This is a genomic window from Bradyrhizobium sp. 2S1, from assembly GCF_011516625.5.
Taxonomy (GTDB): domain Bacteria; phylum Pseudomonadota; class Alphaproteobacteria; order Rhizobiales; family Xanthobacteraceae; genus Bradyrhizobium; species Bradyrhizobium septentrionale.
The window spans coordinates 4,076,957-4,099,442 of sequence record NZ_CP147717.1; the positions used below are offsets into that span (position 1 = coordinate 4,076,957).

18 protein-coding genes and 1 pseudogene are annotated in these 22,486 nt (G+C 64.8%); 10 read left to right on the forward strand and 9 right to left on the reverse strand.

All coding sequences use genetic code 11. From position 1 onward, the window contains the following. Positions 1-222: 222 nt before the first annotated feature. Both HAP54_RS19240 and HAP54_RS19245 read left to right on the forward strand, forming a co-directional pair. Positions 223-1,791, forward strand: coding sequence for an ABC-F family ATP-binding cassette domain-containing protein (locus tag HAP54_RS19240; RefSeq protein WP_175619453.1), 1,569 nt, complete (start codon positions 223-225; stop codon positions 1,789-1,791). Positions 1,792-1,848: 57 nt separating this feature from the next. Continuing rightward, a complete protein-coding gene (locus tag HAP54_RS19245; protein WP_166302765.1) occupies positions 1,849-3,315 on the forward strand; it encodes a glycerol-3-phosphate dehydrogenase in 1,467 nt (488 codons plus the stop codon). A gap of 233 nt (positions 3,316-3,548) precedes the next feature. Here HAP54_RS19245 and HAP54_RS19250 read toward each other — a convergent pair whose 3' ends face one another. Next, a complete protein-coding gene (locus HAP54_RS19250; RefSeq protein WP_166308046.1) occupies positions 3,549-4,778 on the reverse strand; it encodes a tetratricopeptide repeat protein in 1,230 nt (409 codons plus the stop codon). A 296-nt stretch (positions 4,779-5,074) separates the two neighbouring features. Between HAP54_RS19250 and HAP54_RS19255 the strand changes: the two genes are divergently transcribed. The 3 genes from HAP54_RS19255 to HAP54_RS19265 are packed head-to-tail and all read left to right on the forward strand — an operon-like array spanning position 5,075 to position 7,901. After that, positions 5,075-6,175, forward strand: coding sequence for an ABC transporter ATP-binding protein (locus tag HAP54_RS19255; RefSeq protein ID WP_224742060.1), 1,101 nt, complete (start codon positions 5,075-5,077; stop codon positions 6,173-6,175). Then, a complete protein-coding gene (locus HAP54_RS19260) occupies positions 6,172-7,086 on the forward strand; it encodes an ABC transporter permease (protein WP_166302768.1) in 915 nt (304 codons plus the stop codon). Before HAP54_RS19255 ends, HAP54_RS19260 begins: the two co-directional genes overlap by 4 nt. Next, a complete protein-coding gene (locus HAP54_RS19265; protein ID WP_166302771.1) occupies positions 7,086-7,901 on the forward strand; it encodes an ABC transporter permease in 816 nt (271 codons plus the stop codon). The genes HAP54_RS19260 and HAP54_RS19265 overlap by 1 nt, the downstream gene beginning before the upstream one ends. Before the next feature lie 4 nt (positions 7,902-7,905). Here HAP54_RS19265 and HAP54_RS19270 read toward each other — a convergent pair whose 3' ends face one another. The 5 genes from HAP54_RS19270 to HAP54_RS19290 form a co-directional block, all read right to left on the reverse strand. After that, positions 7,906-8,757, reverse strand: coding sequence for a carbohydrate ABC transporter permease (locus HAP54_RS19270; protein ID WP_029085533.1), 852 nt, complete (start codon positions 8,755-8,757; stop codon positions 7,906-7,908). Beyond that, a complete protein-coding gene (locus HAP54_RS19275; RefSeq protein ID WP_166302774.1) occupies positions 8,754-9,623 on the reverse strand; it encodes a carbohydrate ABC transporter permease in 870 nt (289 codons plus the stop codon). The genes HAP54_RS19270 and HAP54_RS19275 overlap by 4 nt, the downstream gene beginning before the upstream one ends. A gap of 101 nt (positions 9,624-9,724) precedes the next feature. Next, on the reverse strand, positions 9,725-11,059 hold the full coding sequence (locus HAP54_RS19280) for an IS1182 family transposase (RefSeq protein WP_166202952.1): 1,335 nt from the start codon (positions 11,057-11,059) through the stop codon (positions 9,725-9,727). Between the two features lie 220 nt (positions 11,060-11,279). Next, a complete protein-coding gene (locus HAP54_RS19285) occupies positions 11,280-12,665 on the reverse strand; it encodes an ABC transporter substrate-binding protein (protein WP_166302777.1) in 1,386 nt (461 codons plus the stop codon). Positions 12,666-12,824: 159 nt separating this feature from the next. After that, positions 12,825-14,786, reverse strand: coding sequence for an AsmA family protein (locus HAP54_RS19290; RefSeq protein WP_224741865.1), 1,962 nt, complete (start codon positions 14,784-14,786; stop codon positions 12,825-12,827). 243 nt (positions 14,787-15,029) lie between these two features. On the opposite strand from HAP54_RS19290, the gene HAP54_RS19295 reads away from it, so the two are divergent. From HAP54_RS19295 to HAP54_RS19310, 4 genes are all read left to right on the forward strand, one after another. After that, entirely contained in the window at positions 15,030-15,737 is a 708-nt protein-coding gene (locus tag HAP54_RS19295; RefSeq protein WP_166302780.1) for a CoA transferase subunit A, read from the forward strand. Positions 15,738-15,815: 78 nt separating this feature from the next. Then, on the forward strand, positions 15,816-16,466 hold the full coding sequence (locus tag HAP54_RS19300) for a 3-oxoacid CoA-transferase subunit B (protein ID WP_029085538.1): 651 nt from the start codon (positions 15,816-15,818) through the stop codon (positions 16,464-16,466). 1 nt (position 16,467) lies between these two features. Beyond that, positions 16,468-17,112: a GNAT family N-acetyltransferase gene (locus HAP54_RS19305; protein ID WP_166302783.1), complete on the forward strand. Its 645-nt coding sequence runs from the start codon at positions 16,468-16,470 to the stop codon at positions 17,110-17,112. Positions 17,113-17,315: 203 nt separating this feature from the next. Beyond that, complete coding sequence (locus HAP54_RS19310) at positions 17,316-17,516, forward strand: hypothetical protein (RefSeq protein ID WP_166302786.1); 201 nt, start codon at positions 17,316-17,318, stop codon at positions 17,514-17,516. Between the two features lie 205 nt (positions 17,517-17,721). On the opposite strand, the pseudogene HAP54_RS19315 reads toward HAP54_RS19310, so the two are convergent. After that, positions 17,722-19,082: pseudogene (locus HAP54_RS19315) on the reverse strand (MFS transporter). Positions 19,083-19,204: 122 nt separating this feature from the next. Here HAP54_RS19315 and HAP54_RS19320 point away from each other — a divergent pair. Continuing rightward, a complete protein-coding gene (locus HAP54_RS19320; RefSeq protein ID WP_166302789.1) occupies positions 19,205-20,269 on the forward strand; it encodes an IS630 family transposase in 1,065 nt (354 codons plus the stop codon). A gap of 9 nt (positions 20,270-20,278) precedes the next feature. On the opposite strand, the gene HAP54_RS19325 is transcribed toward HAP54_RS19320, so the two are convergent. Beyond that, positions 20,279-21,808 (reverse strand): aldehyde dehydrogenase, encoded by a 1,530-nt coding sequence (locus HAP54_RS19325; protein ID WP_166302792.1) that lies wholly within the window; start codon positions 21,806-21,808, stop codon positions 20,279-20,281. Further along, on the reverse strand, positions 21,805-22,458 hold the full coding sequence (locus tag HAP54_RS19330) for a GntR family transcriptional regulator (RefSeq protein WP_166302795.1): 654 nt from the start codon (positions 22,456-22,458) through the stop codon (positions 21,805-21,807). Before HAP54_RS19330 ends, HAP54_RS19325 begins: the two co-directional genes overlap by 4 nt. Positions 22,459-22,486: the final 28 nt, after the last annotated feature.

Here is a 22,486-nt window from a genome sequence, read left to right on the forward strand (position 1 = left end):
TTTCAGCCGAGAAAGGAGGGCTGCGTCATGGCGAGATTCACCGATCCCCACCTCAAGCGTGGCCCCGTCAACGCCCTGCAAATGCGTTTGCAGGGCTGACCGGAAACTCGCGTAAAATCTCTGGTCTGCCCTTCGTGGCCGTGCGGCGTCGAACGTTTGAACGTTTGCGCCTGCACTTGAATCCCTCGCCGCGCTTCGACACGCACATCCGATGATGGCTGGATGCCTCCGGATGTCGTGATTGCCGGCAAGACCAGAGAATTGACCGTGACCATCATCAATGTACGCAATCTCGGCGTGACGCTGAACGCGCCGCTGTTTTCCGAACTGAATTTTGTCGTCAATGCCGGTGACCGGATCGGGCTGGTGGCCGCCAACGGCCGCGGCAAATCCACGCTGCTGCGCTGTATCGCTGACACGATGGAGCTCAACGAGGGCGATATCGCCCGCGCGCGCGGACTGACCATCGGCCATGTCGAGCAGGATGCGCCGGCAAGGTTATTGGATGCGCCGTTCCATGCCGCAGTGCTTGGGGCGCTGCCCGCCGAGCAACGCGCGGGCGAGGGCTGGCGGGTCGATGTCGCCTTGCAGTCGCTCGACGTGCCCGAGGAGCTGTGGGCGAGGCCGCTGAAGCAACTGAGCGGCGGCTGGCTGCGGCTTGCGCTGCTCGCCCGCGTGCTGGTGACCGAGCCGGATGTGCTGCTGCTCGACGAGCCGACCAACCATCTCGACCTCGCCAAGATCGGCCGGCTCGAGGCTTGGCTGAACACGCTGCCGCGCGAGATGCCGGTGGTGATCGCAAGCCACGACCGCGCCTTTCTCGATGCGACCACCAACCGGACGCTGTTCCTGCGCCCGGAGCGGTCGCAGCTGTTCTCGTTGCCCTACACGCCGGCGCGCGCGGCGCTCGACGAATTCGATGCAGCGGACGAGCGGCGCTTTCAGCGCGACATGAAGACCGTCCGGCAGCTCCGGCAGCAGGCCGCGAAGCTGAACAACCTCGGCATCAATTCGGGCAGCGACCTTCTGCTGTCAAAGACCAAGCAACTGAAGCAGCGCGCCGAGAGACTGGAGGAGACGGCGAAGCCGGCGCATCTGGAACGGTCGGCCGGAACCATCCGGCTCGCCAACCGCGACACCCATGCCAAGGTGCTGATCAGGCTGAATAACGCCATGATCGCCGCGCCCGACGGCAGGCCGCTGTTCCGGACCGGGCAGCAGTTCATCTGCAAAGGCGATCGCATCGCGCTGCTTGGACCGAACGGCGCGGGCAAGACCAGGTTCGTCGCGGCGCTGCGGCTGGTGATCGAGAGTCCTGAGGCTGCAATCGCCGAGATTCGCGCCACGGAGTCGTTCGTGCTCGGCTATTGCGATCAGGCGCTGGCCGATCTCGTCGATAGCGACACGCCGATGCGCATGCTGACCCGGCGCTTCGAGGTCGGCGACCAGCGTGCGCGCGGCCTGCTCGCCGGCGCCGGGCTCTCGATCGAGATGCAGGGCCGTCCCATCGGGCGGCTGTCGGGCGGGCAGAAGGCGCGCCTCGGCATGCTGGTGCTGCGGCTCACGCAGCCCAACTTCTATCTGCTCGACGAGCCGACCAACCACCTCGACATCGAGGGCCAGGAGACGCTGGAGGACGAACTGATGGAACAGCAGGCCAGCTGCCTGTTGGTGTCGCACGACCGCCAGTTCGTGCGGACGGTCGCCAACCGGTTCTGGGTGATCGAAGGCAAGAAGCTGATCGAGGTCGATGGCCCCGAACACTTCTTCGCCTCGGTCGGCGCAAGCTGACGCCTTTTTTGTACGAGCACATATTCCGTTCGCATGGAAATGCGATAGGCGTTGCGCATGGCGGACTACGACGTCGCGATCATCGGCGGTGGCCTGAACGGCACGAGCATTGCGCGTGATGCGGCCGGCCGCGGCTTGCGCGTGATCCTGCTGGAGCAGGGCGATCTCGGCTCCGGCGCGTCGCAGGCGTCGCCGCGACTGGTCCACGGCGATCTGGCGGGGCTGGAGCGGCGCGAGTTCTTCCGCGTCCGTCGCGCGCTCAGGGAACGCGACGTGTTGCTGCGCATTGCGCCGCATCTGGTGCGGCCGGCGCGCTTCGCAATCCCGGCGCATGCCGAGGAGCGGCCGCCATGGCAATTGCGGTCGTTGCTGCTGCTCTACGAGCGTCTCGCCTCGCGCAGCGGCCTGCCGCGCTCGGCGACGCTCGACGTCACCCATCATCCGGTTGGCAATGCGTTGAAGCGGCCGTTCGGAACCGCGTTTGAATATTCCGATTGCATCGTCGACGATTCCCGGCTCGTCGTGCTCACCGCCGTCGATGCCGCGGCGCGCGGCGCCGATATCCGCACCGGCGCGCGCCTGACCCGGGCCGAGCGTGGCGAGACCTGGCGGCTGGTCGCGATCGACCGCGGCTATCGCCGGGTGATCACGGCGCGGTCGCTGGTCAACGCGACCGGCGCCTGGACCGCTTCCGTCGCCGACACCGTGTTGCGCGTGCCGGCGCCACCGCTTGCGACGGTGCAGATCAGCCAGATCGTGGTGCGCCGCCTGTTCGACTGCGACAACGTCTATGCGTTCCAGAACAGCGACGGGCAACTGATCTTCGCCAGTCCCTATGAGCGCGACTTCACCCTGATCGGCAGCGTCAGCCATCCCTTCAAGGGGGATCCGGCTATTGTCGCGATGGGCGTGCGAGAGGTGGCCTATCTCTGCGACGCAGCCAATCGCTACTTTCGCGAACAGATCGCGCCGGTCGATGTGCTGCGAACGGTCTCCGGCGCCAACTCCGTTGTCGCGTCAGCGCACCGGCGCGCCAGCGACGGGGCCGCGTCGCTCGATCTCAGGCGCGGCAAGGCGCCGCTGCTCACGATCTTCGGCGGCGACGTCACCACCTCGCGGCGCCGCGCCGAGCGGGCGGTCTCCGAGTTCACGCGGTTCTATCCGATGACGCCGCGCTGGAGCGCGACCGCGCCGCTGCCGGGCGGCGAATTCGTCTGGCAACGGTTTGAGACCGAGGTCGACATCGCCCGCGACCGCTGGCGCTCTCTCGGCGAGGCACAGGCGCGGCGGCTGGTGGCCGCCTATGGGTTGAACGTCAAGGACGTTCTCGGAGATGCCAGGGACAAGGCCGATCTCGGCCCGGCCTTCGGTGCTGAGCTCACCGGCGCGGAGGTGCGCTACCTCATGCGCAAGGAATGGGCGCGCTTTCCCGACGATGTGCTGTGGCGGCGCTCGAAGCGAGGGCTGACCATGGCGCCAGCCGATCGCGACGCGCTCGCGGCGTTCATGGCGAAGGTGGATTGAGCGCAACTCTCAAACCTCCCCTTGCAAAGGGGAGGTCGCTTTGCTCGCCAGAGCAAAGCGGGTGGGAATCCTGCCTCAGTGACAACCGGTGTCGCTTGTGGCCGACCCCCATCCCGACCTTCCCCCTTTCGGGGGGAAGGAGAACAGCTCCCGGCCGCGCGACAGCGTAGCCCGAATGGAGCGCAGCGAAATCCGGGAACAGGCGACCAGACAGTCACCAACCGCAACAGCGGCTATTGCCTTGCTGCCTCCTGCGACCAGGCGAAGTCGCGCCGGGACGGACGGCGATGCAGCCGCTCCGAGATCAGGCCTGTCGCTTGCCGGCCCTGACCGGCACGCAGGCACGCGACGATGAAGGTGTCCTCCCACAATTCGCGTTGCGCATGGCTGCCGCCGATCCGCACCAGCTCGGGCATCAGCGGGGCAAGGATGCGCACGGCGTTTTCGTGGTCGCCGGCGGCGAAGGCCGCAACGCCCCGGCCGAGCCCGATCGCGGCAGGCCCGGGCGCCAGTTTGCCGTCGGCGTCGCGCGCCGCCATCTCGGCCAGCCGCGCCTCGAGCGCGTCATTGTTGGTCGTGGCCGAGACCAGCGCGTGGTGCACATCGGCGAAATGCGCGCCGGCCTTCGGGAAATAGCCGTCGCCATAGGCGGCGACATCCTTCCAGTGCGACTCGAGGCCGGTCTTGCCGGCGACCGACAGCCGCCACAGCAGCGAGGCCGTGTCGGTGTAGATATTGAGCGGCGGATAGGGCCGGCCCGCCGGCTTGATGTGCTGCTCGTAGATGGCGAGCGCACCGTCGGCGTCGCCTTCCTCGATCGCGATCAGGGCAAGGTGCCAGGCGAGATGGCCCTGCAGGAAGCTGGTGCGATCATTCGCCGGCAGCCAGCTGGAGAGGAAGCTACGGCCTTCCGCTGCGTCCCCCTGTTCGAACAGCGCATGGGCCACGGCGTGCGCGGCGCCGGCGTTTTCCGGCTTCAGCGCATAGCCGCGCTCGGTGACGGCGCGGCCCGAGACGACATCGCCGGCCTCGGTCTTCGACCAGCCGAGATAGGTCAGGAACCACCAGTCATTGCCATAGTCGCTGACGTAGCGTTCGCAGATGGCAAGCCGCGCGGCGTCGTGGTCGGGCCGGCCGGAGAAGGCATAGAGGCCGAAGGCGCCGAGCAGCAGAGACAGCACCTGCGCATCGCGCGGATATTCGGTGAGATGCTGCTCGGCTGATGTCATCGCCTTCTTACCCTGGCCCTCGATCACGGAGGCGATGATGTCGATATGCCGGCGCTCGCGCGGGCTCGCGGCCGCGGCCAGCTGCCTTGCATCGGCGGCCTTGGCGCGGGCCGCGGTCCCCTCCATGTTCAGCTGGTGCACGCGGGCGCGCCCGATATCGGCCGACGCGAAGTCGGGGTCCTCGGCGATCGCCGCATCGAACGCCGCATCGGCGCCGTGCAGTGCCGCCAGCATGCGATCGACGCCGTCGACATAATATGCGGCGGCGCGGTCCGAAGCGGTGGTCAATGGCAGGCCATAACGGTCGTGAATCATCGGTTGTCCTCCCGAATTTGACTACGAAGTTTAGCAGAGGCATGGGAGCCGACAATATTGCGGGAGATGTCCGTGAGGCGGTTGAGCCGGCAGCGATCCGCCGCTAGCTTGCGGCCGGGATTGGACCCTACGGGGAATCGGGGCTGGTGGACGTGACATCAGGCGAAGCGAGTGCGGAGGCGGCAAAGCCGTTGCCTGAACCGGCCGTCTCGGACATGCCGCTGCTGCGGATCGAGGGCGTCGCCAAATCGTTCGGCAATTTCCGTGCGGTCGACCAGCTCTCGCTCGATATCCGCGCCGGCGAGTTCTTCGCGCTGCTCGGCCCGAGCGGCTGCGGCAAGACCACGCTGCTCCGCATGCTCGCGGGCTTCGAGACGCCGGACGAGGGCCGTATCCTGCTCGGCGGCAATGACATCGCCCAGGTGCTGCCGCACGAGCGGCCCGTCAACATGATGTTCCAGAACTATGCGCTGTTCCCGCATCTGTCGGTGCGCGACAATATCGCGTTCGGGCTGAAGCGCGCCGGCATGGCGCGTCGCGACATCGCGGCCCGTGTTGCGGAGATGATGGCGCTCGTCAAGCTCGAGGGGCTCGAGAGGCGCAAGCCGGACCAGCTCTCCGGCGGACAGCGGCAGCGCGTCGCGCTGGCGCGCTCGCTGGCGCGGCGCCCTCAGGTGCTGCTGCTCGACGAACCGCTCGCCGCGCTCGACAAGAAGCTGCGCGAAAGCACGCAAGGAGAGCTGATGGAGCTGCAGCGCAGGCTCGGCATGACCTTCATCATCGTCACCCACGATCAGGAAGAGGCGATGACGATGGCGGGCCGGATCGGCGTGATGGATGCCGGCCGTCTGGTCCAGGTCGCCACCCCGCGCAATCTCTATGAGGCGCCGGCCTCGCGCTGGATCGCCGAGTTCGTCGGCGACATCAATTTGTTCGACGGCCAGGTCGCCGCCCGCGAGCATGGCCGCCTGACGGTCTCGACCGCGGAGGCGGGCCGGCTCGTGGTCAGCGAGCTGTGGCCGCCGGTGACCAAGGAGGCCGTCAGCGTCGCGATCCGTCCCGAGAAGGTGAAGCTGTCGCGCCGCGCGCCAGCAACGGATGAGGGCGGCTCTCACGCGATCAACCGGCTGGAGGGCGTCGTCGTTGACGTCAACTATCTCGGTGGCGTGACGAGCTATCGGGTGAAGCTGGAGACGGGCGCGGTGGTGCGCTCGTCGATGGCCAATACAGCGCGGCTCGATGTCGATGCCTATCTCGCCGGCCAGCGCGTGGTGGCGTGGTTCACCGCCGACGATTGCCTGGTGCTCGAGCAATGAGCGCGCGCCGCATCTTCGCCCGGCCGGCGCGGCTTGCCGCAATCGCGCCCTATCTCTGGATGGTGCTGTTCTTCCTGGTGCCGTTCGGCTTCGTGCTGAAGATCAGCCTGTCGCAGACCGCGATCGCGCAGCCGCCCTATACGCCGGTGTTCGATTTCACCGAGGGCCCCGCGGCGCTGGCCGCCGCGTTCGCGCAATTGTCGTTCGACAATTTCCGCCTGCTGCTGCAGGACAATCTGTACATCCTGTCCTATTTGCGCAGCCTCGTCGTCGCAGTGACCTCGACGCTGATCCTGCTCGTGATCGGCTACCCCATCGCGTATGGCATGGCGCGGCTGCCGCAGCGCTGGCAGGGCGTGGCGATGATGCTGGTCATCGTGCCGTTCTGGACCTCGTTTTTGATCCGCATCTATGCCTGGATCAACATCCTGCAGCATGACGGTCTGCTCAACCAGATCCTGCTGGCGCTGCATATCGTGTCCGCGCCGGTGGTCTGGCTGTCGACCGACAGCGCGATGTATCTCGGCATCGTCTATTCCTATCTGCCGTTCATGATCCTGCCGCTCTATGCCACGCTGTCGAAGATGGATGCGTCGCTGCTGGAGGCCGCCGGTGATCTCGGCGCCTCGCCGCGGCAGGCGTTCTGGCTGGTGACGTTCCCGCTGTCGCTGCCGGGCGTCGGCGCCGGCGCGCTGCTCTGCTTCATTCCCATTATTGGGGAGTTCGTGATCCCCGATCTGCTCGCCGGTTCCAATTCGCTGATGATCGGGCAGACGCTGTGGCTCGAGTTCTTCACCAACAAGGACTGGCCGGTGGCCTCCGCCGCGGCGGTCGCGCTGCTGCTTTTGCTGGTGCCGCCGCTCGTGCTCTACGACCGCCTGCAACGCCGTCAGCTCGAGAGTAATCGCTGATGGCGCGCACCGTCACCAGGCTGACGCGCTTCAACATGACGTCGCTGGCGCTCGGGCTGGCGTTCCTCTATCTGCCGATCGTCATCCTCGTGATCTACTCGTTCAACGCCTCGCGGCTGGTGACGGTGTGGGGCGGCTGGTCGCTGCGCTGGTACCACGAGTTCTTCAACGACCGCGCCATGCTGGAGGCGGCCTGGATGAGCCTGTCGGTCGCCGCGGTGTCGGCGACGCTGGCGACACTGCTGGGCACGCTGGCGGCGATCGGGCTGGCGCGCGGCGAACGGTTCCGGGGGCGGGCGCTGTTCTCCGGCATGCTGTATTCGCCGCTGGTCATGCCGGAGGTGATCTCCGGCCTGTCGCTGCTGTTGCTGTTCGTGGCGCTCAACGCCGAGCGCGGCTTCTGGACCGTGACGATCGCCCACACCACGCTGACGATGTGCTTCGTCGCCGTGGTGGTGCAGTCGCGCCTGACCGCGCTCGACCGCAGCTTCGAGGAAGCCGCGATGGACCTCGGCTGCGATCCGGTACGCGCGTTCCTGCTGGTGACGCTGCCGCTGATCGTGCCGGCGATCGTCGCCGGCTGGATGCTCGCCTTCACGCTGTCGCTCGACGACGTCGTGATCGCGAGCTTCACCACCGGCCCCGGCTCTGCGACGCTGCCGATCCGGATCTATTCGGAAGTGCGGCTCGGCGTGAAGCCCGAGATCAACGCGATCTGCACGCTGGTGATCGCGCTGATTGCGGTCATCATCGTGATCGCCTCGTTCGCCTCGAAACTGTCGAGCGCGCGCGGCGAGAGCGCTGCGCCGCTGTGAGCCGTCACGACTTGACGGCGCCTGCCGTCAGCCCGCCCACCATGTAGCGCTTGAAGGCGTAATACACCGCGGCCGGCGGCAGCGCGTAGATGAAGCCGGTGGTCATCAGAAGCTCCCACGGCGAATCGTCGGCGGCGAGGAAGTTGCCGAGCGCGACCGGCAGGGTGATGTCGGTGTCCTTCGACAGCAAGAGGAACGCGTAGAGATATTCGTTCCAGGCGAGCAGGATCGCATAGGTGCCGACCGCGACCAGCGAGGGCATCATCAAGGGCACGTAGACCAGGCGGAACAGCTGCAGCGTGGTGGCGCCGTCCATCGTCGCGGCCTCGTCGAGCTCGACCGGCAGCTTGTCGGAGGCCTGTTTCAGGACCCAGATCGCGTAGGGCGCGGCGATCGTCACCATCGCCAGAATCAGCGACCAGTGATTGTTGAGCAGGCCGTAGGTGCCCATGGTGCGGTACATCGGCACGGCGAGGAACGCCGCCGGGATGAAATAGGTGAACAGCGCCAGGTTCATCACCGCGCGGCCGCCCGGCACGCGCAGCCGCGAAATCGAGAAGGCGGCGGCGGTGGCGACGAACAGCGTCAGTGCGCCGACCGCGAGCGCAATCACGGTCGAATTCCAGAACTGGATCCAGAAGTCGCGCAGGAAGTAATGCTGCTGGTGGAACACGATCGAGAAATTGTGGAACGTCGGATGCGCCGGCCACAGCTTGCCGGCGAACGCGTCCTCCTTCGGCGAGATCGCGAACACGAACATGTGGTAGATCGGGATCATGGTCCAGATGAAGACCGGGATGCCGATCAACAGCAGCTTGGCCTCGGTGCCGACTTCGCGGAGGGTGGGCAGCTTCATCGCGACAACCGTTTCATCATGAAATAGACCAGCGGCAGCACGAACGGCATCGCGCAGACGATCGAGGCCATCGCCAGCGAGAGCTGGTCGAGCCTGAGATAGCGGATGCCGAGCGTCGACAGCACGTGGGTGAGGTCGGCGGGCCCGCCGCCGGTGAGCAGATAGACGCTGTTGAAGTCGCCCAGCGTCCAGATCATCGAGAGCAGCGTGCAGGTGATGTAGAGCGTCTGCATCGAGGGCCAGGTGATGTAGCGGAATTTCTGCCACCAATTGGCGCCGTCGACGTCGGATGCCTCGTACAGATCGTGCGAGATGGCGAGCCGGCCGGTCAGCAGGATCAGCGTCCAGAACGGCAGCGACTTCCAGATGTGCACCCCGATCGCCATCGCGAGCGCGACCGCTGGATCGTTCAGCCAGTTCGGGCCGTCGTCGCCGGTGAACTTGAAGATCAACTGGTTGACCACGCCCCATTCCGGATTGAGCATGAAGCGCACGGAGAGAATGGTCGGGATCGACGGCACCGCCCAGGGCAGGATGAAGATCACCGACAGCCACCTGATCCACGGCCGCTGCTGGGCGAAGAAACCGGACAGGAACAGCGCGATCAGCATCTTGATGTTGATGCCGATGACCAGGAAGATCAGCGTATTGACGGCGGCACGCGCGAAGATCGGGTCGTGATAGAGCGCGACATAGCTCGACGGATGGCGCGCCAGCCACAGGCCGTAGCAGACCGGATAGACCACGAAGGCGAGGAAGACGAGCAGATAGGGCGCGAGCAGCGCGATGCCCCAGATCTGCGGCGGCGACAGCCGCGCCGACAGTGGCGGCGAGGGGACGTCGGATGCGGAGAGTGTGATCGCCATATGGTTACTCTAAGAACGAGATATCGCCTACGTCGTCGTCCCGGCCTAGGAGCCCGTCCAGATATGTTTTCGTGACGGGCATTTGTTGTAGAGTAGCAGGCTCAGGCTGCGTTTGCGAGGTTGAACAGCTTGAGGAGGTTATGGACGGTGCAGATCATTGTCCACTCGGCGCGCACTTTCTCGATGCCCCGCAACAGGAACTGGCGGAAGCCTCTTGCCTGTTTGATCTGCCCGAACACCGGCTCCACCACTTGCTTTCGCAATCGGTAGGGTGTTTCGAAGCCGCCATCGTCGATCTTCTTTCGCATGGCCTGTGTCAGCGGGCCGCCGACTTTTCCGTTCGCTACTGTCGGGTGCTTGGCGCGTCCGGGCGCGACATAGCCATCGATGCTGCGTGTGTCGAGCGCTTCGAGATTGGCTTCGCTGCAGTAGCCGGAATCCGCTGAGGCCTGCCGCGGCTTGCGGCCAAGATTGCTCTCGATGGCCTCGATCAGGGGCACCAACTGGCCCTGATCGCTGCCGTGCTGGGTCAGTTCTTGCGCGACAATGATCTGGGCATGTGCATCGACGGCCGCCTGGGCATTATAGGCCTGAACGAAGCCATCCTTCGACTTCATGATGCGGCTTTCCGGATCGGTGAAGTTGCGTTGCGCCTTGGGATTGGGTTCCTCCGATGGCAGCGCCGCCGGTTTGCCCGGCTTCTTGCGGCCTTCGGCCTGGCGCTGCTGTTCCTTTTCGGCCTCGATGCGGCGCTCTTCCTCCGCCGCCAGTTTGGCGTCCGCTTCCAGCGCCGCCATCGCTTGCTGGATCTTCGCCAGCCGTTTCTGCTTGTCGACGGTCCAGTCCGGCAGTTCGTCGCTGTTGCCGAAAGTCTCATCCTCCGAGGCATCCGCCGCCTCGGCGGCCGCCAGCATGCGAGCGACCTCGGCCTTCAATTCCGCCTCGCGCTTCTTCATGCGCTCATAACTCATCGCCTTGTGTTTCGACGCGTTCGCCTTGATCTTCGTACCATCCAGCGCGACATGACCGAGCTTGACCAGCCCGGCCGTCTCGCACAACTTCAGAACCTGCACGAATAGCGCGCCGAGCGCCTTCAAATGTCGCTTGCGAAAGTCGCTGATCGTCCGAAAATCCGGCGCATCCAGCGCCACGATCATCACAAAATCGTTCCGCTCCCGGCAGGCCTTGGCAATCCGACGCGACGAATACAGCCCACTCGCATAGCTATGCAGCAGCAGCGCCACCATCATCCGCGGATCAAACGGCGGCTGCCCAAGCCCGCTCACATAGCTGCCCATGATCTCCCTGAGATCGAGGCTCTCCCGCACCAGATCAACCATAAACCGCGAGACATGGCCTTTCGGCACGAAGTCCTGCACATTCGGCGGCAGAAGCAGCGTCTGATCGATGTTCCAAGGCCGAAAATACTTGCTCATCGCCCAATGTTGAATCAGACCCGACCAGATTTGAACAGCGACTATCCAGACAAGCTCCTAGTGCGCAGTTGCGCACGGAGCCGGGACCCATAATCACAGGGCCCAGCCGTTGCGCGAAAGCCGTCGACCAGCCTGCTCCCAAATGACTGCCTCGGCGTATGGGTCCCGGCTTTCGCCGGGACGACGCGGAGACAGCTTGGTAGCGGTTGGCGTCACTGCCTCAACCCGCGACCTGCTTGATGCGGGCGATCAGTTCGTCGACGGCCTTGTCGACCGGCACCTTCTCGCTGACCACGCGGTTCATGGCCTTGGCCCAGACGTTCTCGTTGTTCAGGATGGTGAACTTCCAGTTCTTGGTAAAGTCGAACGGCGCGGTGCCGCCGGTGAACTGATTCCACACCGCCTTGCGATGCCGGTCGGCCTGCCAGAACGGGCTCGCCTGGCTTGCCTTGGTCACCGGGAACCAGCGGCCGAGCGCGCCCTCGACATAGGGCCGCACATTGTCTTCCTGCATCAGGAACGCGATGAACTGCTTGCCCTCGGCCTTGTTCTTGGCGTTGGCGAAGATCAGCCCGGTCTTGACGTCGGAGCGGTACTTGATGGTCGAGCCGTCCGGTGCCTTCGGGAAGGACGCCGTGATGATGTCCTGCTCATAGGCCTGCTTGCCGGCCGCGCGCTGCGCGTCGGTCAGCGCCGGGTTGGTGGAATCCTCGAACCACTTCGCCGCGATCGAGATCGTGAAATTGTGGGTCATCACGATCGTCTTGTTGTGGAACGCGACGTTGTTGTCGGGGTCCTTCCAGGTCGTCGAGGAGGGTGGCGTGCAGCCCTTGATGTAGGTGTCGGTGTAATCCTTCAGCGCGTGGATCAGACCGTCGCGCACCTTGGGATCGTCGACCAGGAGCTTGCCGTCGTCGTCGACCAGCTTGACGTGATAGGCGTCCATGAAGGTGTAGAACGACTGGAACGAGTCGGTGGATTCCACGCCCATCGGCTGGCCGACGCCGTAGGTGCGCTGGCCGGTCGCCTTGCGGATCGCCGGCTGCACCTTGTCGCACCAGAACGTCCAGTAATCCTCCCACTTGGTCGGGATGTCGGCGGCCTTGAAGCCGGCCTTGTCCAGCATGTCGCCCCAGATCTGCACGTGCATGCTCTGCTGCTTCAGCGGGAAGCCGTAATAGGATTTCTTCTTGGTGACGTCATTGTAGAGCAGGGCCGCTTCCAGCGTGTTCGGCGCGAACGCGTCCTTCATCGGCAGCATGATGTCGGAGAGGTCCTCGAGCTTGCCCTCGAAGGCCCACTTGCCCTGCGCCTGCACATCGTAAGTGTCGGAATAGGCGACGTCGGGCACGGTGCCGGAATCGAGCGCGGCGACCGTCTTCGGAATCATGTCCTGAATCGCGTATTGCGACAGTTCGACCTTGATGCCGGTCTTGGCTTCGAATGTCTTGATCGTCTCGAGCAGCGCGTCGTCTTCGGACTTGTAGAATCCCTTGCCCCACCAGACCGTGATGGTCTTGCCCTGGGCCAAAGCAGGTGCCGTGGCCGCGAACAGACCGACCGCAGCGACCGCGAGTGATAGCGCACCGATAACCTTGGATCTCACGTTGTTCTCCCTCATGGCGCCGGTTTTTTAACCGGTTGGATAAAACACTAGCGCATGCCCGTGACCTGATAAAGATGTCGCACCGACGACTTCTGTAGGGGGCTCGCGGCAGGGCGTGGATCAGTCCCGGTGCATCGATGCGGAAAGTGAATGGATCGATCAGTTCGACTTCGCATTGTCGGCTGCTGTCGCCGGTGCGCCGGCGGGCGCGCCGGTCGCTGCATCCGCTGCCGGCTGCCGCGCGGCTCCGCCGGTGAAGCGCTCGATCACCGAGCGCACCGCGTCGCGGGTCTTGCGATCCTTCACCGCATCGAGCAGCGGGGCGGATGCAGGCGAGCGGCGGATCAGGCTTTCCGGATCGGGGAAGATCAGCGGATCGTCCCACGGGCCCTGGATCACGAACGGCAGATCGAATGCGTTGCCGCCGGCGGATGTCGAGGTCAGGCTGGCGACGCCCTTGAGATCGTATTCGCGCGACGGCACCGATGCGGTGCCGGTCAGCGTGATCTTCGCGGTGGGGCTCTCGACCCGGATGTCATCAGCGGTGGCGACGCCGTCGGCGAATTTCACCGAGATGCTGAGATTGTCATAGGGCGTCGAGCCGGAGCGGAAATTGCCGCCGCCGGACAGCGGCCGCTTCTCCAGCCGCTTCAACAGCTGCTCGACATTGAAGCCGGCGATGGCGCCGTCATGCCCGTTCAGCGTGGCGGTGCCGTCCAGCGACGACGCGAGCCCGAACGGGCTCGAGCCGGAGGCCGTCAGCGAGACGTTGAGGTTGCCGCGGCCGGACAGCTTGTTGATGCCGAACAATTCGCTGGCGCAGGCCTGCAAATCGACATCGGTGAACTGGAACTGGGCCCTGACGTCGGCGACCGCATCCGAGCGCGCGATCGCGAACGAGCCCTTGGCGATGCCGCCATACATCTGCGCCTCGCCGACGCTGAGTGCGAGCGCGCCGCCGCGCAGATTGGCGCCGAACGCGGTGCGGCCGAGCTTCGACGGGCCGACCGTCACCTTGGCGGCCGACAGGCGCATGTCGAGATCGGTCGACGACAGCGAGGTCAGGTCGAACAGCTGCCTGTTCCAGTCGCGCTGGCCGCTGGCGAGCAGGCGGAACGTCGAGATGTAGGGCGTGAAATCGAGATTGCCGGCGGCAAGCGTCGCCTGCAGCGTCTGGCGGCCGTTATTGGCATAGGTCATCACGCCCTCGGCGACATTGCCGTCGAGCTCGACATTGACATTGGTGAGCGCGACCGAGCCGCCGACCACATTGGCGCGGGCCTTCAGGGCGAAGCGGCCGAACCCGCCACCGCCGCCGGGCGGCGCCTGCCCCATCCAGCGCAACGCGTTGCGCAGCGACGGTGAGTCCATGGTGGCGACGCCTTCCATCATCAGGCTGGTACGGTTGGCGACGGTTCCGTCGAATGCGACCTTCAGCGGTGCGCTGGCGAGCCGGGCCTTGAGGCCGGAACGGTCGCCCGACAGCAGCGCGACGAAATCGCTAGCGCTGATCGAGCCGTCGACGCGCTCGCCGCGCCAGTCGAACTGGCCGGTTGCGGCAAAGGATCGCGATATGGAGGACCAAGCCAACGAAAGATCGATATCGCCGAGTTGCTCGGAGATGTTGTTGGTCCCATCCTGGTAATTCAGCTCGCCGTCCTGGATCCGGATTTCGGAGAACGACACCTGGTTCTCGGCGCCGGGCGTCATCGCCTTGGCGATGGTCTCGACGAACGGTGTCCAGTTGCTCTCGCCGGCGCCGTCGCGGACCACACGGATATGCGGGCGCAGCATCATGACGTCGGCAATCTCAAACCGCCGCAGCAACAGCGGCAGCAGGCGCAGATTGGCGGTCAGCACATCGACCTGCAGGGCGGGACCGATGGTGTCGGCGCCCTTCAGCCCGACATTATGAAAGGAGACATAACTGCCGGGAAAGACCGAAACATCGATCGGGCCGTTGACCACCAGCTCAAGCCCGGTCACGGCTCGAATCTGCGCTTCCACCGCGCGCTGCAGCGCGTCCCGGTTGAGGAACCACGACGTTCCCACCAGCCCGACGAGCACCAAGCCTAAAAGAGCCGCGATCGGCATCCCCAGGCGCTTAATTCCTTGGGCCATCGTCAATGACATATCCGGGTCGGATTGAGTTTTGTGGGGTCGTCGTCGAACACTGCCGGCTGCGCAATGGTAGCCGGTGCCAACCCACGCAACTTGAAGGGTTTTCTTGTCGCTTTCAAGGCCATGTTGCTGCCGCGGGCCGCCGCCGGTCGCCGTACGGGCCGTGATTGACGCGCTGCGAAGATTCCGCCTAATAATCCGCTGGTCACAGCCGTTCCGCGCCCTCCATCAGGTATTTGCTGCATGAACAAGGTTTATCCCGACGCCAAATCGGCACTCGATGGTCTCCTCAAGGACGGCATCATGATCATGTCGGGGGGCTTCGGCCTCTGCGGCATTGCCGAAACCCTGTCGGACGCGATCCGCGACTCCGGCGTGAAGGGGCTGACGGTCGTCTCCAACAATGCCGGCGTCGATGGCATCGGCCTCAGCCGGCTGCTGGAAACGCGCCAGATCAAGAAGATGATCTCGTCCTATGTCGGCGAGAACAAGCTGTTCGCCCAGCAATATCTCGCCGGCGAGCTCGAGCTCGAGTTCAACCCGCAGGGCACGCTGGCCGAGCGCATCCGCGCCGGCGGCGCCGGCATCCCGGCCTTCTACACCAAGACCGGCGTCGGCACGCTGATCGCTGAAGGCAAGGAAGTGAAGGAATTCGACGGCGAGAAGTACATCATGGAACGCGGCCTGTTCGCCGACGTCGCCATCGTCCACGCCTGGAAGGGCGACACCGCCGGCAATTTGGTCTACCGCAAGACCGCGCGTAACTTTAACCCGATGATGGCCACCGCCGCCAAGGTCACCGTCGCCGAGGTCGAGCATCTGGTGCCGGCCGGCGAGATTGACCCGGACCACATCCACACCCCCGGCATCTTCGTCAAACGCATCATCGAGGTCGTGACCGGCAAGAAGCGGATCGAATTCCGCAACACCCGCCCGCGTCCCGCCGCTTAACGCATGATCCGGAAAAGCGGGAACCGGTTTTCCGACAAGATCATGCGCAACTAAGACATAACTCTTCAGGAGAGCCTCATGGCCTGGACCCGTGAACAGATGGCCGCCCGCGCCGCCAAGGAGTTGCGCGACGGCTATTACGTCAATCTCGGCATCGGCATTCCGACGCTGGTCTCGAACTTCATCCCCGACGGCATCGACGTCAGCCTGCAGAGCGAGAACGGCATGCTCGGCATGGGCCCGTTCCCCTATGAGGACGAGGTTGACGCCGACCTCATCAACGCCGGCAAGCAGACGGTGAGCGAGCTGCCCTCGACCAGCTATTTCTCCTCGGCCGAATCCTTCGGCATGGTGCGCGGCGGCCATATCGACTTGTCGATCCTCGGCGCCATGCAGGTGGCGCAGAATGGCGACCTTGCCAACTGGATGATCCCCGGCAAGATGGTGAAGGGCATGGGCGGTGCCATGGACCTCGTCGCCGGCGTCAAGCGCGTCGTCGTCGTGATGGAGCATTCCGCCAAGGACGGCGCGAAGCTGCTCAAGCAGTGCAACCTGCCGCTGACCGGCGAGCGCGTGGTCGACATGGTGGTCACCGATCTTGCGGTGTTCACCATCGACAAGCACGGCAAGGACGGCATGGCGCTGATCGAGCTCGCCGACGGCGTCACGCTCGACGAGGTCAAGGCCAAGACCGAGGCCGAATTCCGCGTCGCGTTGAAGAACACCTGAGATGATCGGCGCGGGACGATCCTCGATCCGTCCCGCACGATCCGCCGACGCCGGCTTCATCGCCCGTATCGTGCTGGCCGCGCAGCGCGGCCCGTTGTCGCGCGGCTGGACCGACATCGCGCTGGATCGTCCCGAACCGGAATGCCTCGACTTCATGGCGCGGCTCGCCATTGCGCGGGTGCGGTCATGGTACCACGTCGCCCATTTCCTGATCGCCGAGGTCGATGGCGTGCCGGCCGCCGCGCTGTGCGCGCTGCCCGCCTCCGGCACCGTCGTCGCAGCCCGCGCCGCGATCGAGGAGGTGGCGCCACAGATCGGGGCCGATCCGGCCGCCATCGTCGCGCGCGGCGGTTATGCCCGCAATTGCTGGGTTCAGGGCGGCGAGGGCGACTGGCTGATCGAGCATGTCGCAACCGAAGCGTCGCATCGTGGCGGCGGCCTGGTGCAGGCCTTGATCGGGCGCGCACTCGCCGACGGCAAGGCCGCGGGCTTTGGGCAGGCGTCGATCTCGTTCGTGATCGGCAACGAAGCGGCCGAGCGCTGCTACGCCCAGGCCGGTTTTTCCTTCGCCGAAGAGAAGCGCGACACCGCATTCGAGGCACTGACCGGCGCGCCGGGCTTCCGCAGATTTGCGCGCGGGATGTGAGGGGCGGCGCGCGGCCACACACACCGCCGTCGTCCTGGCTTTCGCCAGGACGACAATGGGATTCCGATTCACATGTCAAACAGCCTGTTCAGTGTCATCACCCGCGAAAGCGGGTGATCCAGTATTCCAGAGACGCCGCTGCATGAGCCGAGAGGCCGCGGCGTACTGGATCGCCCGGTCGAACCGGGCGATGACAGGTGTTGATGAGGACGCAACTTCGCATTCTCGCGACCGAGCGTGACATCAATGACGAGCGCAAGCGCGTCTCGGTGACCTATGACGCAGCCGTCAATGTCGCGCTCGGCGCCGGCGATAACGTCGCGGTCGCGACCTATGCCGACGGCCAGAAAAAGCCGTTCTCCGTCGCTGCCGGCAAACGCCAAACGCTGGAGATCAAGCCGTAGAGCGATACGGCGTTGCTCGTCGCGCGTAATCTCGGTTCAAGCATTCCGGCCTAAAGCGCGATGAGATTGGGTTGAATCGTCATCGCGCTTTCGCTCTTTGTCTGAGCATGATCTTTTCGGAAAACCGCTTCGCACTTTTCCGGATCATGGTCTGGCGCCGGAATGCTTGACGATCAGGCGGTGGGCTGCAGGAGCACCCACCGTTTCACGACGCTTCCTGCGGGACCGCGGATGGCGCTTCCTCGCCCTTGAGCTCCTCGAGGCTGCGGTGCCGCGGCTCGATGCCGAGCGCCCACACCGTGATGATCTGCACGACGAGCAGCCCGATCATCAGAGCCATCACACCGGCGACGCCGCGCGCTTCGAACAGCATCACGACCAGGAACGGCGTCACGATGGTGGCGCCGCGGCCGAGCGTATTGACGATACCGGACGCCCGCAGCCGCACCTCGGTCGGGAACAGTTCGGGAATATAGATGCCGAACAACAGCGCGACCAAAACATAGATAGGCACGGTCAGCGCGAAGCCGACCGCAGGAATGGATCCGAGATCATCGGATAGATCACGCCGAGGATGATCGTGATCAGCGACGCGCCGATGATCGTGGGCTTGCGGCCCCAGCGGTCGGCGGTGAGGGCGCCGATCGCCGAGCCGATCGGCGCGCCGAGCGCCATCAGCAGCGAGTAGCCGAACGAGGTCGCGACCGAGAGGCCCTGCTTGATGAAGAACACCGGCAGCCAGGTCACGAAGCCGTAGAGCAGCGTATTGATGGTGATCAGGCAGATCGAGCCGACGATCATGCGCGACAGCAGCGGCGCGGTGAACAGGGTGGCGAGATCGGGCGACACCGGCGCCTTCGTTGCCGCGGCCGGGGCCGGCAAGGGGCGGCCTTGGGCTGCCTCCTTCTCGATCGACTGCATCAGCGCCTCGGCCTCGGCGGTGCGTCCCACCGCCTCAAGCCAGCGCGGCGATTCCGGCAGCGACTTGCGCAGGTACCACACGATCAAGGCGCCAACGCCGCCCATCACGAACATCGCGCGCCAGCCAAACAGCGGGACGACGACGGACGCCACCAACAGCGCCACCGGCAGGCCGGTCACGACGCAGACGGCGGTGAAGCCGAGCCATTTGCCGCGGCTGCGCGCCGGCACGAACTCGGTCATCGTGGAATAGCCGACGACGTTCTCGGCGCCGAGACCGACGCCCATCACGAAACGGCAGGCAATCAGGAAAGCCATGCTCGGCGCAAACGCCGCCGCCAGAGACGCGATGCCGAAAAGGAGCAAATTGAACTGGTAGGTGAAGCGCCGGCCGTAACGGTCGCCGAGGAAGCCGGTGCCGAATGATCCGAGCATCATGCCGACAAAGGTTGCGGAGATGAACGCGGCGTTCTCGGCGAGCGTCGAGAACCCGGTCTTCAGCGTTACGCCGAGCACGGTGCCGGCGATGTAGATGTCGAAGCCGTCGAAGAACATCCCGATCCCGATCAGGATCATGATGCGGCGATGGAATGGTCCGATCGGCAGCCGATCGAGACGGCTCCCCGCGTTGACCGATGTGGACATGTACGCTCTCCCCTTGACTGTTTCCTCGTGGATGCGGCCCGCCATCTGTGGGCGATTGCCGCTTGCCTGACTGTGGCTAGTACCTACTGTTCTTAAAGCGTGAGTCGTGATTCAAGGTCGGGATGATACCCGAAGCAAGAGAAGTCCACCTTTCGAGGAAAGATCGCAAGGTGCTTGAGGCGTGTTGCCGCTCCCCGGTGACGTTGCAGCGCGATTTGAAGCGGGCGCGGATAGTTCTGTTGGCGGCGGATGGACGCAGCACTCGGTCGATCGCCAAGGAAGTTGGGGTCCAGCCGCGGATTGTCAGCCTTTGGCGGCATCGCTATGCCGACCAAGGCCTTGAAGGGCTGCAAGACAAGCCGCGACCGGGCAAGCAGCCAATCTATACGAAGGCCACCGACAAGCGGATTCTGAAGCTGCTGGACAAGCCGCCGCCGGACGGGTTCGCACGCTGGACCGGGCCCCTGCTGGCCGGGGCGCTGGGCGATGTTGACGTCCAAAATGTCTGGCGGTTCCTGCGCAGCCACAAGATTGACCTCGCGGCTCGTAAGTCCTGGTGTGAGAGCAACGACCCGAACTTTACGGCCAAAGCCGCCGATGTTGTCGGCCTCTATGTCGCCCCGCCCGCGAAGGCCATTGTGCTGTGCGTGGACGAGAAGCCCTCGATCCAGGCTTTGGAGCGAGCGCAGGGTTATCTGAAGTTGCCCAATGGCCGCGCCTTGACCGGCCAGAGCCACGATTACAAGCGGCATGGCACCACAACATTGTTTGCGGCGCTCGAAGTCGCCACCGGAAAGATCATCGCGGCGCATTCAAAACGCCGACGCCGCGTCGAGTTTCTCGACTTCATGAACAGCGTCACCGCGGCTTTTCCGAACCGGAAGCTTCACGTCATCCTCGACAACCTCAACACCCACAAGAAGAACGAGCATTGGCTCAAGGCCCACCCCAACGTGCAATTTCATTTCACGCCGACAAGTGCGTCTTGGCTCAATCAGGTCGAGGTATGGTTTTCGATCTTGCAGGGGCAGTCGCTCAGCGGCACCTCCTTCACAAGCCTCACGCAGCTTCAGGAGCACATCGATGCCTACGTCAACGCATACAACGACAGAGCCGAGCCCTTCGTCTGGACCAAGAAAAAGGTCCGTCAACGCCGTTTCAAAGGCCGCCGTATCACTCAGCTCTGATTCTGGGTACTAGTTCAAACGGCGCTGGCTGGCCGTGTCGCGGTACCAATCGAACGGCTGTTCGTGGGTCGCGACCATCACGCTCTTGGTGTTGAAATGGTCGTCAAAACTCTCGGTGCCGCATTCGCGGCCAATGCCGGAATCGTCGACGCCGCCCCAGGGCGAGGCCGGATCGAGCCGGTGGTGGTCGTTGATCCAGACGATGCCGGCCTTGACCGCGGCGGCGACGCGATGGGCGCGCGCGACGTCGCGGGTGCGAATCGCGGCGGCGAGGCCAAACGGCGAGTCGTTGGCGAGCCGGAGCGCGTCGGCCTCGTCCTCGAACGGCGTCACCGAGGTGAAGGGACCGAACACCTCCTCCTGGAAAATCCGCATGTCGGATTTGACGTCTGCGAACACCGTCGGCTCGACGAAATAGCCGTTGTCGTGACCCGCGACCTTGGCGGCGACGCCGCCGGTGAGCAGCCGCGCGCCGTCTTCATGGCCATAGCGCGTATAGGTGAGCACGCGGTCGCGCTGCCGCGCCGAGATCACGGGCCCAAGCTGGGTGTTCGGATCGAAGGGATCGCCAATGCGGATGGTGCGGGTCTTGGCCTTCAGCTTTTCGACGAACTCGTCGTAGATCGAGGCCTGCACGATGTGGCGCGACGCGCAAACGCAGGTCTGTCCGGCGCCGATGAAGGCGCCGAATGCGGCGTAGTTGACGGCGCGATCGACGTCGAAATCATCGAATATCATCACCGGCGTCTTGCCGCCGAGCTCCATGGTCTGGTGCGCGAACACCTTCGCCGCGGCGCTGCCCGCGATGCGGCCCGCCTCGGTGCCGCCGGTCAGCACGAGCTTGTTGATGTCGCCGTGCTCGGCCAGCATCTTGCCCGCGCTATGGCCCAACCCAAGCACGATGTTGAAGACGCCGGGAGGCAAGCCCGCCTCGCTGAAGATCTGGGCGAGCTTCAGCGTCGTCAGTGGCGTGTATTCCGACGGTTTGACCACGGTGACGCAGCCGGTCGCCAGCACCACGGCAAGCGACTTGCACAGGATCATCAGCGGATGATTGAACGGCGTGCAGTTGGCGACGATTCCGATCGGCGTGCGCAGCGTGTAGTTCAGATAGGAGCCTTCGACCGGGATCACGGAATCGCGACGCGACAGCGCCACGCCAGCGAAATAGCGGAAGAAATCCGGCAGCCGCGACAGCTGCGCGCGGGTCTCGTTGACGGGCCGTCCGTTGTTCAACGTCTCCAGCCGGTACAGCGTATCGAGATTGGCTACGAACGCGTCGGCGAGCCTGTTGACGAGCCGGGCACGCGCGCGGGTATCCATTCCGCCCCATGCCTTGCCTTCGAACGCCGCGCGCGCGCTCTTCATCGCGCGGTCGATGTCTTCAGCGGTCGAATTCGGGATCCGGGCGATGACGTCGCCGGTCGCGGGATTGCGGACGTCCAGCAGCTCGCCGCTTCCGGCCTCGACCTCGCGTCCGTCGATGAAATTGCCGTGGATCTCGACCTCGATCGTCGCGGGCTTCGACGAAATATTCATGATGACCTCTCTTCGACGATGATGGCGTTGCGCTTGAGCGCCGGCAGGACCCGCTTTTCGGTGGCGGCGATGTGCGCCTTGATGATGCGGGCCGCGGTGCGGGCCTCGCGCTGCTGCATGGCGTCGATCAGGGCGACGTGTTCGGCCACGAGCTTCGCCGGATCGTGGCCCTTCAGGTTGGAGACGCTGACGCGCACCAGCCGGTCGGCCTGACCGATCAGGTCGCAGAGCGTCGCCGCCATCCGGCGGTTGCCCGATGCGTGCGCCAGCGCGGAGTGGAAGCCGCGATTGTAGGCGATGAAGTCCTCATGGCTGCCGGAGAAGCGGCGGAATTCATCGAGTGATTTCAGGATTCTGTCGGGCGCGCTCTCGATCGCCTCGGCGACGCAGGCCGGCTCGAGCGCCAGCCGAAAGCGCAGCAGGTCACGCGCGTCGGACAGCGAGATCGGATTTACCCGGTAGCCCTGGCGGGGCTGCACCGTCACCAGATGCTCGCGTTCGAGCCGCAGCAGGGCGTCCCGGACGGGCTGGCGGCTGACCGCATAGCGCTCCGCCAGTTCCTGCTCCCGCATTTCATCACCTGGCGCGAAGTGGCATGATAAAATATCAGACCGCAGGTTTTCGTAGATATTGTCGCGCAAAAGGATCATTCTTCTCAAGACTCCTGCTATTAAATTG